The following is a 14,108-nucleotide window of genomic DNA, read 5'->3' on the forward strand; positions in this document are numbered from 1 at the left end:
ACACGCCGGAGCCCGCCGGCGGGTGCCGACGGGCTCCGATGATGCGGTACGCCTGGATCAGGCGAGCTTGCGCGCCAGGTTCTCGTCGAGCGCGTTCATGAACTCGTCGGTGGTCAGCCACGGGGCGTCCCGCGAGATGAGCAGCGAGAGGTCCTTGGTCATCTGGCCGCCCTCGACGGTGTCGACGATGACCTGCTCCAGGGTGTTGGCGAACTCGGTGACCGCCGGCGTGTTGTCCAGCTTGCCCCGGTGGGCCAGTCCCCGGGTCCAGGCGTAGATCGACGCGATCGGGTTGGTCGAGGTCTTCTCGCCCTTCTGCCACTGCCGGTAGTGCCGGGTGACCGTGCCGTGCGCGGCCTCGGCCTCGACGGTGCGGCCGTCCGGGGAGAGCAGGACCGAGGTCATCAGACCCAGCGAGCCGAAGCCCTGCGCGACGGTGTCGGACTGCACGTCACCGTCGTAGTTCTTGCAGGCCCAGACGTAGCCACCCTCCCACTTGAGCGCGGCGGCGACCATGTCGTCGATGAGCCGGTGCTCGTAGGTGATGCCAGCGGCCGCGAACTCGGCCTTGAACTCGTTCTCGAACACATCGGCGAAGATGTCCTTGAACCGGCCGTCGTACGCCTTGAGGATGGTGTTCTTGGTGGACAGGTAGACCGGGTAGTTGCGGTCCAGGCCGTACCGGAACGAGGCCCGGGCGAAGTCCCGGATCGACTCGTCGTAGTTGTACATGCCCATGGCGATGCCGCCGCCGGGGAAGTTGGCGACCTCCATCTCCATCGGCGCGCCGCCGTCTGCCGGGGTGTAGGTGATGGTCACCGTGCCCGGGCCGGGGACAACGAAGTCGGTGGCCTTGTACTGGTCACCGTGGGCGTGCCGGCCGATGATGATCGGCTTGGTCCAGCCGGGGACCAGCCGCGGCACGTTGGACATGATGATCGGCTCGCGGAAGACGACACCGCCGAGGATGTTGCGGATGGTGCCGTTGGGCGACCGCCACATCTTCTTCAGGCCGAACTCCTCCACCCGGGCCTCGTCCGGGGTGATGGTCGCGCACTTGACGCCGACGCCGTGCTCCTTGATGGCGTTGGCGGCGTCAACGGTGACCTGGTCGTCGGTCTCGTCGCGGTGCTGGATCGACAGGTCGTAGTAGTGCAGGTCGACGTCGAGGTAGGGCAGGATCAGCTGCTCCCGGATCTGCTTCCAGATGATCCGGGTCATCTCGTCGCCGTCGAGCTCCACGACCGGGTTGTTTACCTTGATCTTCGCCATCGGCCGGCGCTCCTCTCGGGGGACACGTGCTCAAGCAGTACGAGCGTACTGGAAACGAGCCGGCGGCCCCCAGCCGGCCTCGACCGGCCGGCGGAAACCGGGCTGCACGGCGCAGAGATTGCCTGGCATCATCGCCCGATGCCACTGAGCCGCACCCTCGGGTCTATCACGGTCACCGCCCTCACCGACGGGGAGGGTGCCTTCTTCCAGCCTCGGACGGAGGCGTTTCCGCACGCCACGGCGGCACACTGGCAGGAGGCCGACCGGCGCGACCCCGGCTCGGTGACCGCCGACGGGCAGTGGTGGCTGCAGTTCCGCAGCTTCGCGATCCGCTCCGGCGACGGGCCGGTCACCCTGGTGGACGCCGGGATCGGCCCGGCCGACGCGCCCGCCGCGAGCTGGGCGCCGGTGCCCGGCCGGCTGCCCGCCGAACTCGCCGCCGCCGGCATCGACCCGGCTGACGTCGACACGGTCGTGCTCACCCACCTGCACACCGACCACATCGGCTGGGCGGTCACCGGCACGCCGGCTCGGCCGTACTTCCCGAACGCGAGCTACCTGCTGCAGCGCGCCGAGCTGGACGCGGCCGCGACGCTGAATCCGGGGCTGCCGGCCGGCCTGATCGCGCCGTTGCGCGCCAGCGGTCAGCTCCGGGTGGTCGACGGCGAGACCAAGCTCACCCCTGCGGTACGCCTGCTACCCACCCCCGGGCACACCCCCGGCCACCAGTCGGTGCTGCTGGAGACGTCCGGGGAACGCCTGCTGGTCACCGGCGACCTGCTGGTGCACGCCGTGCAACTGGTCGACCCCGACCTGGCGTACGCCCACGAGGAGGACCCGGACGCCGCCCGCGTCTCCCGCACCACCCTCCTGCGCACCCTCTCCCCCACCCTCCTGGCCACCCCCCACCTAGGCACTCCCTTCACCCCCGCCTAACCCCACCCCACCCCCACCCTTCGCCGTGTTGATCAAGAGGTTTGCGTCAGGAATCGCGTTCCCGGTGACGCAAACTTCTTGATCAACAAGGGTGGAGGTCCCGGGGGTACGGGGAAGGGCCCGTCGGCGGGTGCCGGCGGGCCCTTCGGGTGTGGTCGGTGGGTCACATGCTGGCGACGTCGCCCTGCTTGGCGCGGACGGCCTCGGCGGCAGCCAGGAGGCTGGCGCGCTCGTCGGCGTCCAGGTCGGTCTCGACAACCCGGCGGACGCCCTCGCGGCCGATCTCGGCCTCGACGCCCAGGTAGACACCGGCGATGCCGTACTCGCCGTCGACCCACGCGCAGACCGGCATGACGTCGCCGGAGTCCTCGGCGACGGCCTTGGCCATCCGGGCCGCGGCGGCGGACGGGGCGTAGTACGCCGAACCGGTCTTGAGCAGCGCGACCACCTCGGCGCCACCGTTGCGGGTCTTGACGACCAGCTCCTCGATCTGCGCCGCCGGCATCGCGTCACGCAGCGGCTTGCCGTTGACCGTGCTCTTCGAGGGCACCGGCACCATGGTGTCGCCGTGCGAGCCCAGGGTGAGCGTCTTCACCGACGCGACCGGCGCGTTCAGCGCCTCGGCGACGAAGTTGGTGAACCGGGCGCTGTCCAGCATCCCGGCCTGGCCGAGCACCCGGTTCTTCGGGAACTGGGTGGCCAGCTGGGCCAGCGCGGTCATCTCGTCCAGCGGGTTGGAGACCACGATGACGACGGCGTTCGGGGCGTACTTGGCCACGTTCTCGGACACCTGCCGCACGATCTTGGCGTTGGTCTCCAGCAGGTCCATCCGGCTCATGCCCGGCTTGCGCGGCAGGCCAGCGGTGATCACGACGACGTCGGAGCCCTCGATGGCCTCGTAGCCCTCGCCGTTCGGGCCGGTGGTCGCGCCCACCACCTTGGTCTCGAAGCCCTCGATGGCCCGTGACTGGTTGAGGTCGAGCGCGAGACCCGCGGGCTTGCCCTCCACGATGTCGGTGATCACGACGGTGTCGAAGACGTCGTACTCGGCCAGGCGCTGTGCGGTGGTGGAGCCGTAGAAGCCAGCCCCGACGACAGTGACCTTCTTACCCATGGTCGTCCCACTCCCTGATACCAGTCGGTTTTCCGGACCGTATCAGTCATCGTGGCACCGATCGGGCCAGGGGCGGCGGCCATCGCCGGGATGGGGTGAACGTCACGGCCGCCCGATTCACCAGGCCGACCTGCCGCGCGACCGCCCGAGGCCCGGGCGGCATGCGGGGCGGTCAGCCGCGCTCGGCCCGCTCGACGACGTTGCTGAGCAACATGGCCCGGGTCATCGGGCCGACGCCGCCGGGCATCGGGACCAACGCGCCGGCCGTCTCGGCCACCTCCGGGTCCACGTCGCCGGTGTAGCGGCCCTTACCGTCCGAGCCGATCACCCGGGTGATGCCGACGTCGACGACCACCGCGCCAGGGCTGATCATGTCGGCGGTGAGCAGGCCCGGTACGCCAGCCGCGACGATGACGATGTCGGCGGCCCGGGTGTGCGAGGCGAGGTCGAGCGTGCCGGTGTGGCACAGGGTCACGGTGGCGTTCTCGCTGCGCCGGGTGAGCAGCAGGCCGAGCGGGCGGCCGACGGTGTTGCCCCGGCCGACCACCGCGACGGTGGCGCCGCGCAGCGCCACGTCGTGCCGGCGGAGCAGCTCCACGATGCCGCGCGGGGTGCAGGGCAGCGGGCCGTCGTAGCCGAGGACGAGCCGGCCCAGGTTGACCGGGTGCAGGCCGTCGGCGTCCTTGTCCGGGTCGATCAGTTCCAGCACCCGCTGCGTGTCCAGGTGGGCGGGCAGCGGCAGTTGGACGATGTAGCCGTGGCACGCCGGGTCGGCGTTCAGCTCGGCCAACACGTCGTCGACCTGCTGCTGGGTGGCGTCCGCTGGCAGCTCCCGGCGGATCGAGGCGATGCCCACCTCGGCGCAGTCCCGGTGCTTGCCGTTGACGTACGCCTGGCTGCCCGGGTCCGCCCCGACCAGGACGGTGCCCAGCCCGGGGGTGATGCCGCGTTCCGCGAGCGCCTTCACCCGTATCCGCAGCTCGTCCTTGATCTCCGCCGCGGTTGCCTTGCCGTCCAGAAGCGTCGCCGTCACGATCCGATCGTCTCACGGCCGCCGCCCGCCGTTCGGACGACCTCGGTCGGGCGGCTGCCGAGCGCCCAGCTCGACTCTCTTCACGGTAACGATATGTGACGTGTTGATCGTCACTCTCAGTGACGATTTGTGGATCAGGTCACCGCCGAATCGGGCAGGTCGGCCGAGCGGGGCAGGGACCGCGCGTTCGGTCGAGAGCCGGCGAGTCCGGTCGTGGCACCGCGAGGAGTGCCCGAACCGACCGAAGAGTTCGCTCGTCAGAGCCCTTGAATCGGATTTTTATTAGCAGCTCCGTCGCCAGCCGGCAAGGGAGGGACCCCCGGACCGTTATCCACTCGCAACCGGGTCGTTGTCGAAGGCCGACGGCCGACCTACCGTTACGGCTTGTTGCGCAGCGTAACCCAGCGTCGGGCCTGACTGCGCAGCGTGAGGAGATGAGGAGGCTCAATGCGAGTTCGTAGACTCGCTGCCTGGGCCGCCCTCCCGCTCGCGGTGACGCTGGGCCTCGCGGCCTGCGGCAGCGGCGGAGATGGCGGATCCAGCAGCAGCGACCCCAACGCGGCCGTCAGCATCCAGATCGGCGAGCCGCAGCACCTGGTTCCGACGAACACCACCGAGACCTCGGGCTCGCAGGTGCTCGCCGGCCTGTTCAGCCCGCTCGTGGACTACGACGCGCAGAACAAGCCGTACGAGGTCGCGGCCGAGTCGGTGACGTCGTCGGACAACAAGGTCTGGACGATCAAGCTCAAGGACGGCTTCACCTTCCACAACGGTGAGAAGGTCACGGCCGAGGACTACGTCAACGCCTGGAACTACGGCGCGTACGCGCCCAACGGCCAGGGCGGCAGCTACTTCTTCGAGAAGATCGCCGGCTACGCGGACCTCCAGGGCGAGAAGCCGAAGGCACAGACGATGTCCGGGCTGAAGAAGGTCGACGACCTCACCTTCACCGTGACGCTGTCCGAGCCGTACATCGACTTCAAGACGATGCTCGGCTACAACGCGTTCTACCCGCTGCCGGACGCCGCTTTCTCCGCTCCGGGCGTGCTCAAGGACTCGTACGAGCAGGCGCCGATCGGTCAGGGCCCGTTCAAGATGAAGGGCACCTGGCAGCACGACTCCAAGATCGACGTCGAGCGGTACGACGCGTACCCGGGTGAGAAGCCCAAGGTCAAGGGCGTCGAGTTCCGGGTCTACCAGCAGCTCTCCGCGGCCTACGCGGACGTCCTGGGCGACAACCTGGACGTGCTGCCCACGATCCCGACCGAGAGCCTGAGCAACGCCCCGACCGACCTGGGCGACCGGTACCAGGTCAGCCCGATGTCGTCGTTCCAGTTCCTGGCGTTCCCGACGTTCGACAAGGACTTCAGCAACCCGGACGTGCGTAAGGCCATCTCGATGGCCATCGACCGGGACGAGATCACCAAGTCGGTCTTCAAGGGTTCACAGGAGCCGGCCCGCTCGTTCGTCTCGCCGGTGCTGCCGGGCTACCGGGAGAACACCGCGGGCTCGGCGGCGGAGTTCAACCCGACCGAGGCCAAGAAGCTCTACCAGGCCGCCGGCGGCCCGTCGAAGATCGTCATCTCCTACAACGGCGACGGCGGTCACAAGGACTGGGTCGACGCCACGGCCAACCAGCTGAAGGCCAACCTGGGCGTCGAGGTCGTCGGCTCGGCCGAGCCGAAGTTCGCCGACCTGCTGACCAAGGTCGAGAAGAAGCAGCCGGTGGGTATGTTCCGCTTGGGTTGGGTCATGGACTACCCGAGCATGGAGGACTACCTCGGCCCGCTGTACAGCACCAACGGCTCGTCGAACTACTACGGCTACAGCAACCCGGAGTTCGACAAGCTGGTCAAGGAGGGTTCCGCCGCCAAGACGCAGGACGAGGCGATCGCCAAGTACCAGCAGGCGGAGGACATCCTGGCCAAGGACATGCCGGTGATCCCGCTCCGCTTCGGCGAGAACGTGTACGGCCACTCGTCCAAGGTCAAGAACGTCGAGATGGACCTGTTCCAGCGGGTCAACCTCGTCAAGATCGAAGCGGCCAGCTGAGCTGACCATGGTGCGGGCCACCCGGGCGAAGACGCCCGGGTGGCCCGGACCGCGTTACCCCCGCCGGGACGCAGTCGCGGACCCCGGCACCGGTGGCGCCGGCCTCCCCCGGGCCGGACGGCAGACGTATCAGATATTTCGGGTACGACCAGAGATGCCGTCCTGCGACCCTTCCGCACATTTCCGGAGAGACTGCTAAGCATGTTCCGCTACATCGTGCGGCGCCTACTGCAGATGGTCCTGGCGTTCTTCGGGACCACCCTGATCGTCTACGCGCTGATGTTCGCCGGCCAGGGCGACCCGATCCAGGCCCTCGCGGGCGAACGACCGGTGACGGAGGCTCAGCGGGCCTACCTCACCGAGAAGTACCACCTGGACGCCACCGGTGTCGGCGGCTTCTTCTACCGCTACTTCGACTACGTCAAGAGCCTGCTCCAGGGGGACCTCGGCCAGTCACTGACCGGCCGCCAGATCGGCGACATCCTGCAGGCAGCCTGGCCGGTCACCCTGAAACTCGCGCTCATCGCGCTCGCCGTGGCGATCATCGTCGGGGTCACCGCCGGCGTCGTCGCCGGCATCCGCCGGGCCAGCATCTTCGACAACTCGACGCTCGTGCTGACCCTGCTGGTGCTGGGCATCCCCACCATCGTGCTGGCGCCACTGGCGCAGTACTTCCTGGGCGTCAAGTGGCAGCTCTTCCCGCCCACCGCCGGCTCGGAGCCGACCTTCTACGCGCTGCTGCTGCCCGGCATCGTGCTCGGCTCACTGTCGCTGGCCACCGCGCTGCGGCTGACCCGTACCTCGGTGGCGGAGAACCTGCGCGCCGACTACGTACGGACCGCCCGGTCCAAGGGCCTGGTCAAGCGCCGCATCGTCACCGTGCACGTGCTGCGCAACTCGCTCATCCCGGTGATCACCTTCCTCGGTGTGGAACTGGGCAACCTGATGAGCGGCGCGATCATCACCGAGGGCGTCTTCAACATCCCCGGCGTGGGCTTCAACCTCTTCCGCGGCATCCGCACCGAGGACGGCCCCCTGGTGGTGGGCATCGTCAGCGTGCTGGTCGTGGTCTACCTGGTCTCGAACCTGGTGGTGGACGTCCTGTACGCCGTACTCGACCCGAGGATCCGCTATGAGTGACTTCGAAACTGTGGCGGCCACCGAGAACCAGGCCGCTCGCCGTGGGCCCTCGGGCGAGCCCGGCACACCGGGCCAGATCGGCGCGCCGAACAAACCGCGCAGCCTGGCCGGGGACGCCTGGCGCGACCTACGCCGCAACCCGATCTTCTGGATCTCGCTGACGCTGGTCGTCGTCCTCACGCTGATGGCCCTGGCCCCCGGCGTGTTCACCGCCAACGACCCGAGGGACTGCCTGCTCTCCCGGCAGCACGCCGGACCGTCCGGCGGAGCCATCTTCGGGTACGACTTCCAGGGCTGCGACACGTACTCCCGGGCGGTCTACGGCACCCGGGCCTCACTGCTGGTCGGCGCGCTCGCCGCGCTCGGCACCGGGGTGATCGCGCTGGTGGTCGGCATGCTGGCCGGGTACTTCGGCCGCTGGGTCGACGCGGTGCTCTCCCGGGTGATCGACGTGGTGCTCGGCATCCCGCTGCTGCTGGCCGCGATCGTGCTGCTCAAGCGAGTCGCCAGCGACAGCGAGACCGCCCGGATCGCCGCGGTGATCTTCGTGCTGGCCATCCTCGGCTGGACCACGGCGGCCCGGGTGGTGCGCTCCTCGGTGATCACCGCCAAGGAGCAGGACTACGTGGCGGCCGCCCGGATGCTCGGCGCCGGCAACGGCCGGATCATGTGGCGGCACATCCTGCCGAACTCGCTGGCCCCGGCCATCGTCGTGCTGACCATCGCACTCGGCTCGTTCATCGCCGCCGAGGCGACGCTCTCCTTCCTGGGCATCGGCCTGAAGGCGCCGACCATCTCGTGGGGCCAGGACATCGACACCGGCCGCATCCACATGCGCGAGGCGGCCACGCCGCTGATCGTCCCGTCGGCCTTCCTCGCGCTGACCGTGCTGGCGTTCATCATGCTCGGCGACGCGATCCGTGACGCCTTCGACCCGAAGCTGCGGTGAGAACCTCATGACCCACTCCACCGTCCAACCCACCCCCGCCTCCGCCACCCCCGAGGGTGGCCACCTGTTGGAGCTGCGGGACCTGCACGTCGAGTTCCGGACCAACGAGGGCGTGGCCCGGGTGATCAACGGTGTGTCGTACCACCTGGACGCCGGGGAGACGTTGGCCGTGCTCGGCGAATCGGGCTCCGGCAAGTCGGTCACCGCCCAGGCGATCATGGGCATCCTGGACACCCCGCCCGCGTTCATCCGCTCCGGCCAGATCCTCTACCGGGGTCAGGATCTGCTCACCCGCTCCGAGGAGCAGCGCCGGCAGGTCCGCGGCAAGGAGATCGCGATGATCTTCCAGGACGCGCTCTCCGCGCTGAACCCGGTCTTCCCGGTCGGTTGGCAGATCGGCGAGACGCTGCGCCAACGCGCCGGCATGTCCCGGGGCGACGCCCGCCGCCGGGCCATCGAGCTGATGGACCTGGTCAAGATCCCGGGCGCCGCGAAGCGGATCGGCGACTACCCGCACCAGTTCTCCGGGGGCATGCGGCAACGCGTCATGATCGCCATGGCGCTGGCGCTGGACCCGAAGGTGCTGATCGCCGACGAGCCCACCACGGCGCTCGACGTCACCGTGCAGGCCCAGATCATGGACCTGCTGGCTGACCTGCGCCGGGACCTCAACATGGCGATGGTCCTGATCACCCACGACCTGGGCGTGGTCGCCGGCGTCGCGGACCGGATCGCGGTCATGTACGCCGGCCGGATCGTCGAGCACGCCGACGTCCGCTCGCTGTACCGGGCGCCGGCCCACCCGTACACCAAGGGTTTGCTGGAGTCGATCCCGCGCATGGACGTCCGCGGTCAGGAACTGTCGACGATCAAGGGGCTGCCGCCGAACCTCATGCGGATCCCCTCCGGATGCCCGTTCCACCCCCGGTGCCCGTACGTCCAGCAGGTCTGCGTGGACGCGGTGCCGCACGATCTGGTCCTCGGCGACGGCCGGACCAGCGCTTGCCACTTCGCGCAGGAGGTCCTTGATGACAGCGCCCGCTAGCTCCACCAAGGTCCGGGGCGAGACCATCCTCTCCGTCGACAACCTGGTGAAGCACTTCCCGATCAGTCAGGGTGTGCTGTTCCAGCGGCAGGTCGGCGCGGTCAAGGCGGTCGACGGCGTGAGCTTCGAGCTGCGCCGGGGTGAGACGCTCGGCATCGTCGGCGAGTCCGGCTGCGGCAAGTCCACCCTCGCCCGGCTGCTGATGCGGCTGGAGACGCCCACCTCCGGCCGGGCCACCCTGGAGGGCAAGGACCTCTTCAAGTCCTCCGGGTCAGAGCTGCGCCGGCTGCGCCGAAACATGCAGATGGTCATGCAGGACCCGTACACCTCGCTGAACCCGCGGATGACGGTCGGCGACATCATCGGCGAACCGTTCGAGATCCACCGCGACGCGGCGCCGAAGGGCAGTCGGGAGCGGCGGGTCCAGGAGCTGCTGGACGTGGTCGGGCTCAACCCGGAGCACATCAACCGGTACCCGCACCAGTTCTCCGGCGGTCAGCGCCAGCGCATCGGCATCGCCCGCGCGCTCGCCCTGCGGCCGGAGATCATCGTCTGCGACGAGCCCGTCTCGGCGCTGGACGTCTCCATCCAGGCGCAGGTGATCAACCTGCTGGAGCAACTTCAGGACGAGTTCGGGCTCTCGTACATCTTCATCGCCCACGACCTGTCCGTGGTGCGGCACATCTCCGACCGGGTCGCCGTGATGTACCTCGGCAGGATCGTCGAGATCGGCACCGAGGACGAGATCTACGAGCGGGCGACCCACCCGTACACCCAGGCGCTGCTCTCCGCGGTGCCGGTGCCGGACCCGGAGGCCCGCGAGCAGCGCAACATGATCCGACTCGTCGGTGACGTGCCCAGCCCGGCCGACCCGCCGTCGGGCTGCCACTTCCGGACGCGCTGCTGGAAGGCGCAGGACATCTGCGCCACCGAGGACCCGCAGTTGGTGCCCCGCGCCGCCGACGCGCACCCCTCCGCCTGCCACTTCGCCGAACTCCGCCCACCGATCCCCACCACCTGACCCCGTTCCCCGCGCCGTCGATCATGGAGTCGTGGTGGCCGTGTTGTGGCCTACCGCGGCTTTCGCGAGGCACCACAATTCCATGATCGACGCGGGGGTAGGCCGGGGTTAGGCCGGGGTTAGTGGAAGAAGTGGCGGGTGCCGGTCAGGTACATCGTGACGTTGGCTTCCTTGGCGGCGGCGATGACCTCTTCGTCGCGGATCGAGCCGCCGGGCTGCACGATGGCGCGGACACCGGCCTCGATGAGGATCTTCGGGCCGTCGGCGAACGGGAAGAACGCGTCCGACGCGGCGACCGATTCCCGGGCCCGGTCGGCACCTGCGCGGCTGACCGCCAGGAGCGCCGAGTCGACCCGGTTGACCTGCCCCATGCCAACCCCGACGGTGGCGCCGCCCTTGGCGAGCAGGATCGCGTTGCTCTTCACCGCGCGGACCGCCCGCCAGGCGAACGCGAGGTCGCGCAGCAACTCCTCGTCCGCCGCCTCGCCGGTCGCCAGCCGCCAGCTCGCCGGATCGTCGCCGGGGGCATCCACCCGGTCGGCGACCTGGGACAGCACGCCACCCGTCACCGGCCGCCACTCGACCTTCGCCGGGCTCCAGGCCGGCGCGCGCAGCAGCCGGATGTTCTTCTTGCCCTGCAACACCTCGACCGCACCCTCGTCGAAGCCCGGGGCGACCACCACCTCGGTGAAGATGTCGGCCACCTGCCGGGCCAGCTCGACCGAGACCGGCCGGTTGACCGCGATCACCCCGCCGTACGCCGACACCGGGTCGCAGGCGTGCGCCTTGCGGTGCGCCTCGGCCACGTCCGCGCCCACCGCGATACCGCACGGGTTGGCGTGCTTGATGATCGCCACGGCCGGCTGGTCGGCGAAGTCGTTCGCCGCCCGCCAGGCGGCGTCCGCGTCGACGTAGTTGTTGTAGGACATCTCCTTGCCGTGCAACTGCTCGGCCTGGGCCAGCCCCGCCGGGGCGTCCGGGTCGGTGTAGAGCGCGGCCGGCTGGTGCGGGTTCTCCCCGTAGCGCAGCACCGCGGACTTGCGCAGCGCCAGCCCGGCGAACGCCGGCCACCAGTCGTCGGCCGGGGCCAGCTCCTGAGCGCACCACTGGGCCACCGCCACGTCGTACTCGGCGATGTCGGCGAACGCCCGGGCGGCCAGTGCGCGGCGCTGGGCCAGGGTGAACCCGCCCTCACCGAGCGCGGCGCGCAACGCCGGGTACCCGGCCGGGTCGGTGAGCACGGCGACCGAGGCGTGGTTCTTGGCGGCGGCCCGCACCATGGCCGGGCCGCCGATGTCGATCTGCTCGACGCACTCGTCGACACCGGCGCCGGAGGCCACGGTCGCCTGGAACGGGTAGAGGTTGGAGACCAGCAGGTCGAACGCGGCCACTCCCAGCTCGTCGAGCTGCGCGACGTGCGTGTCCTTGCGCAGATCGGCGAGGAGACCCGCGTGCACCTTCGGGTGCAGGGTCTTCACCCGGCCGTCGAGCACCTCGGGGAAGCCGGTCACCGTCTCCACCGGCGTCACCGGCACCCCGGCGGCGGCGATGGTGGCCGCCGTGCTGCCGGTGGACACGATCTCCACGCCGGCCGCGTGCAGGGCCTGGGCCAGCTCGACCAGCCCGGTCTTGTCGTAGACGCTGACCAGCGCCCGCCTGATCGGGCGGCGCCCGTCCTGAGTGGAACTCACGGAACCGTGACCTTCCTTCCGGTGATGGTCCAGCCTTCGCGGACCAGGCGGCCGACCTGCTCGACGAGCTGGCGCCGCTCGGCTTCCTTGATGCGCTCGGTGAGCGTCTCCACGTCGTCGGAGTCCAGCACTGGCACCGCGACCTGCGCCACGATCGGCCCGGTGTCCATACCGGCGTCGACGAAGAACAGCGTGGCCCCGGTGAGCTTCACGCCGTAGGCGAGGGCGTCGCGCGGGCCGTGGATGCCGGGGAACGCCGGCAGCAGGGTGTTGTGGGTGTTCAGGTAGCGGTCGCCGAAGGCGGCGAGGAAGTGCGGGCCGACCAGCTTGAGAAACCCGGCGGAGATGACCAGGTCGGGTTGGTGCTTCGCGACGTGCGCGGTGAGCGCCCGGTCCCAGTCCTCCCGGGTCTCGTGGTCACGGACCCGCTCGACGAACGTCGGAACCCCGGCGGCTGCGGCCCGGTCCAGGCCCGCGATTGCGTCGCGGTCCGCGCCGACCGCGACCACCTGCGCGCCGTACGCGGGGTCGACGGCGGCGTCCAGCAGCGCCTGCAGGTTGCTCCCGGAGCCGGAAACGAGGACGACGATGCGGGCGACGGACGCGGGCTCGGTCACCAGGCAACCCTATCGGGCAGGTCAGGACGCCCATCGGCTGGGCGGCGCTGATCGTTGACAGTCCCACGGGCATCGATTCGGTACGCTGCCGGTCGCTCGGGCTGAACACCGTGCCGGCCGCACCCCGTCAGTGATCCGGCACGCCAGCCGCGTCGTTTGAATGAGGAGCACCCCCATGCAGCCCGGTTACCACCCCCAGCAGCAGCCGCCAATCAACAACAACATGACAATGTCGATCGTCGCCATCTTCCTCTTCTGGCCGCTGGCAATTCCGGCGATCATCAACGCGTCCAAGGTCAACCCGCTTCTCCAGCAGGGCGACTACGCCGGAGCGCAGGCCGCTGCCACGGAGTCACGGAAGTGGTCGAAGTGGGCCCTGATCGCCGGCATCACGTGGTATGCCATCTTCCTGGTGTGCTGTGCGTTGGGCGGTCTGGGCGCGCTCATGAGTGGCGGCAGCGGCAACTCGTGAGTAGGAACAACAGCAGCTACTGACAAACCCAGCCCAAGGAGCTTCTCGAATGCAGCCCGGTAACCCCGGTCAGGACCCGTACGGCCAGCAGCCCAATCAGGACCCGACCGCCCCCCAACCGCCGCACGACCCGTACGCTCCGCCGCCGGCCGCCCCGTACGGTCAGCAGCCCACCTCCGGCCAGCCGTACGGCCAGCAGCCGCAGGACCCGTACGGCGCACCGCAGAACCCGTACGGCCAGCAGCCCTACGGCCAGCAGCCCACCCCCGGGCAGCCCTACGGCCAGCAGCCCACCTCGGGGCAGCCGTACGGCCAGCAGCCGCCGTACCAGGACCCGTACGGCCAGCAGCAGCCGCCGCCCTACGGTGCACCGACGTACCCGAACGCCGGCTACCCGCAGCAGCAGGGGCAGAACAACACCCTCGGCCTGGTGTCGATGATCCTCGGCATCGCGTCGATCCCGCTGATCTGCTGCCTCTACCTGGGCATCCCGGTCGGCATCGCGGGCGTGGTGACCGGTTACCTGGCCCAGCAGAAGGTCGCCCAGGGCCAGGCCAGCAACGGCGGGCAGGCCAAGGCCGGCCTGATCTGCGGTGCGGTCGGTGCCGGGTTGGGCATCCTGCTGATCATCTTGAGCATCGTGGCGAACGTCAACCTGCCGACCGAGCCCTGAGCGGTCCGGTCCTGACGGGGCGCTCCGGATTCGTCCGGGGCGCCCCGCGCCGTCTCCGCCATGGCCACCGCCCGCGCCGGGCGGCCCGGCGGG

At 69.7% G+C, this 14,108-nt stretch carries 13 protein-coding genes; 8 read left to right on the top strand and 5 right to left on the bottom strand.

What is annotated here, in order from left to right:
* Positions 1-57: 57 nt before the first annotated feature.
* A complete protein-coding gene (locus ABZV00_RS19470) occupies positions 58-1,272 on the bottom strand; it encodes an NADP-dependent isocitrate dehydrogenase (RefSeq protein ID WP_355608046.1) in 1,215 nt (404 codons plus the stop codon).
* 138 nt (positions 1,273-1,410) lie between these two features.
* On the opposite strand from ABZV00_RS19470, the gene ABZV00_RS19475 reads away from it, so the two are divergent.
* Positions 1,411-2,208, top strand: a complete 798-nt coding sequence (locus ABZV00_RS19475) for an MBL fold metallo-hydrolase (protein WP_355608049.1) — start codon at positions 1,411-1,413, stop codon at positions 2,206-2,208.
* A gap of 163 nt (positions 2,209-2,371) precedes the next feature.
* Here the strand turns inward: ABZV00_RS19475 and ABZV00_RS19480 are convergent, their stop codons facing one another.
* Both ABZV00_RS19480 and ABZV00_RS19485 read right to left on the bottom strand, forming a co-directional pair.
* Positions 2,372-3,322 carry a malate dehydrogenase gene (locus ABZV00_RS19480; protein ID WP_355608052.1) on the bottom strand — a complete coding sequence of 317 codons (951 nt, stop codon included), beginning with the start codon at positions 3,320-3,322 and terminating at the stop codon, positions 2,372-2,374.
* A 172-nt stretch (positions 3,323-3,494) separates the two neighbouring features.
* Complete coding sequence (locus ABZV00_RS19485) at positions 3,495-4,355, bottom strand: bifunctional methylenetetrahydrofolate dehydrogenase/methenyltetrahydrofolate cyclohydrolase (RefSeq protein WP_328420247.1); 861 nt, start codon at positions 4,353-4,355, stop codon at positions 3,495-3,497.
* 447 nt (positions 4,356-4,802) lie between these two features.
* Between ABZV00_RS19485 and ABZV00_RS19490 the strand changes: the two genes are divergently transcribed.
* From ABZV00_RS19490 to ABZV00_RS19510, 5 genes are all read left to right on the top strand, one after another.
* A complete protein-coding gene (locus ABZV00_RS19490; protein ID WP_355608055.1) occupies positions 4,803-6,407 on the top strand; it encodes an ABC transporter substrate-binding protein in 1,605 nt (534 codons plus the stop codon).
* A 201-nt stretch (positions 6,408-6,608) separates the two neighbouring features.
* Entirely contained in the window at positions 6,609-7,547 is a 939-nt protein-coding gene (locus tag ABZV00_RS19495) for an ABC transporter permease (RefSeq protein ID WP_328420251.1), read from the top strand.
* Positions 7,540-8,496 (top strand): ABC transporter permease, encoded by a 957-nt coding sequence (locus tag ABZV00_RS19500; protein WP_355608058.1) that lies wholly within the window; start codon positions 7,540-7,542, stop codon positions 8,494-8,496. Before ABZV00_RS19495 ends, ABZV00_RS19500 begins: the two co-directional genes overlap by 8 nt.
* 7 nt (positions 8,497-8,503) lie before the next feature.
* Positions 8,504-9,541, top strand: a complete 1,038-nt coding sequence (locus tag ABZV00_RS19505; RefSeq protein WP_355608061.1) for an ABC transporter ATP-binding protein — start codon at positions 8,504-8,506, stop codon at positions 9,539-9,541.
* Entirely contained in the window at positions 9,525-10,562 is a 1,038-nt protein-coding gene (locus ABZV00_RS19510) for a dipeptide ABC transporter ATP-binding protein (protein WP_328420257.1), read from the top strand. The genes ABZV00_RS19505 and ABZV00_RS19510 overlap by 17 nt, the downstream gene beginning before the upstream one ends.
* Positions 10,563-10,681: 119 nt before the next feature.
* Here the strand turns inward: ABZV00_RS19510 and purH are convergent, their stop codons facing one another.
* Both purH and purN read right to left on the bottom strand, forming a co-directional pair.
* Positions 10,682-12,253: a bifunctional phosphoribosylaminoimidazolecarboxamide formyltransferase/IMP cyclohydrolase gene (purH, locus tag ABZV00_RS19515; RefSeq protein ID WP_355608064.1), complete on the bottom strand. Its 1,572-nt coding sequence runs from the start codon at positions 12,251-12,253 to the stop codon at positions 10,682-10,684.
* Positions 12,250-12,870: a phosphoribosylglycinamide formyltransferase gene (gene purN / locus ABZV00_RS19520; RefSeq protein WP_355608066.1), complete on the bottom strand. Its 621-nt coding sequence runs from the start codon at positions 12,868-12,870 to the stop codon at positions 12,250-12,252. The genes purH and purN overlap by 4 nt, the downstream gene beginning before the upstream one ends.
* A 175-nt stretch (positions 12,871-13,045) precedes the next feature.
* Between purN and ABZV00_RS19525 the strand changes: the two genes are divergently transcribed.
* The gene (locus ABZV00_RS19525) at positions 13,046-13,342 is read left to right on the top strand and encodes a CD225/dispanin family protein (protein WP_355608069.1); all 297 of its coding nucleotides are present in this window, start codon (positions 13,046-13,048) and stop codon (positions 13,340-13,342) included.
* Between the two features lie 49 nt (positions 13,343-13,391).
* The gene (locus ABZV00_RS19530; RefSeq protein ID WP_355608071.1) at positions 13,392-14,015 is read left to right on the top strand and encodes a DUF4190 domain-containing protein; all 624 of its coding nucleotides are present in this window, start codon (positions 13,392-13,394) and stop codon (positions 14,013-14,015) included.
* The last annotated feature ends 93 nt before the right edge of the window (positions 14,016-14,108 follow it).

The organism is Micromonospora sp. NPDC005173, assembly GCF_040608515.1.
Classification (GTDB): Bacteria; Actinomycetota; Actinomycetes; order Mycobacteriales; family Micromonosporaceae; genus Micromonospora.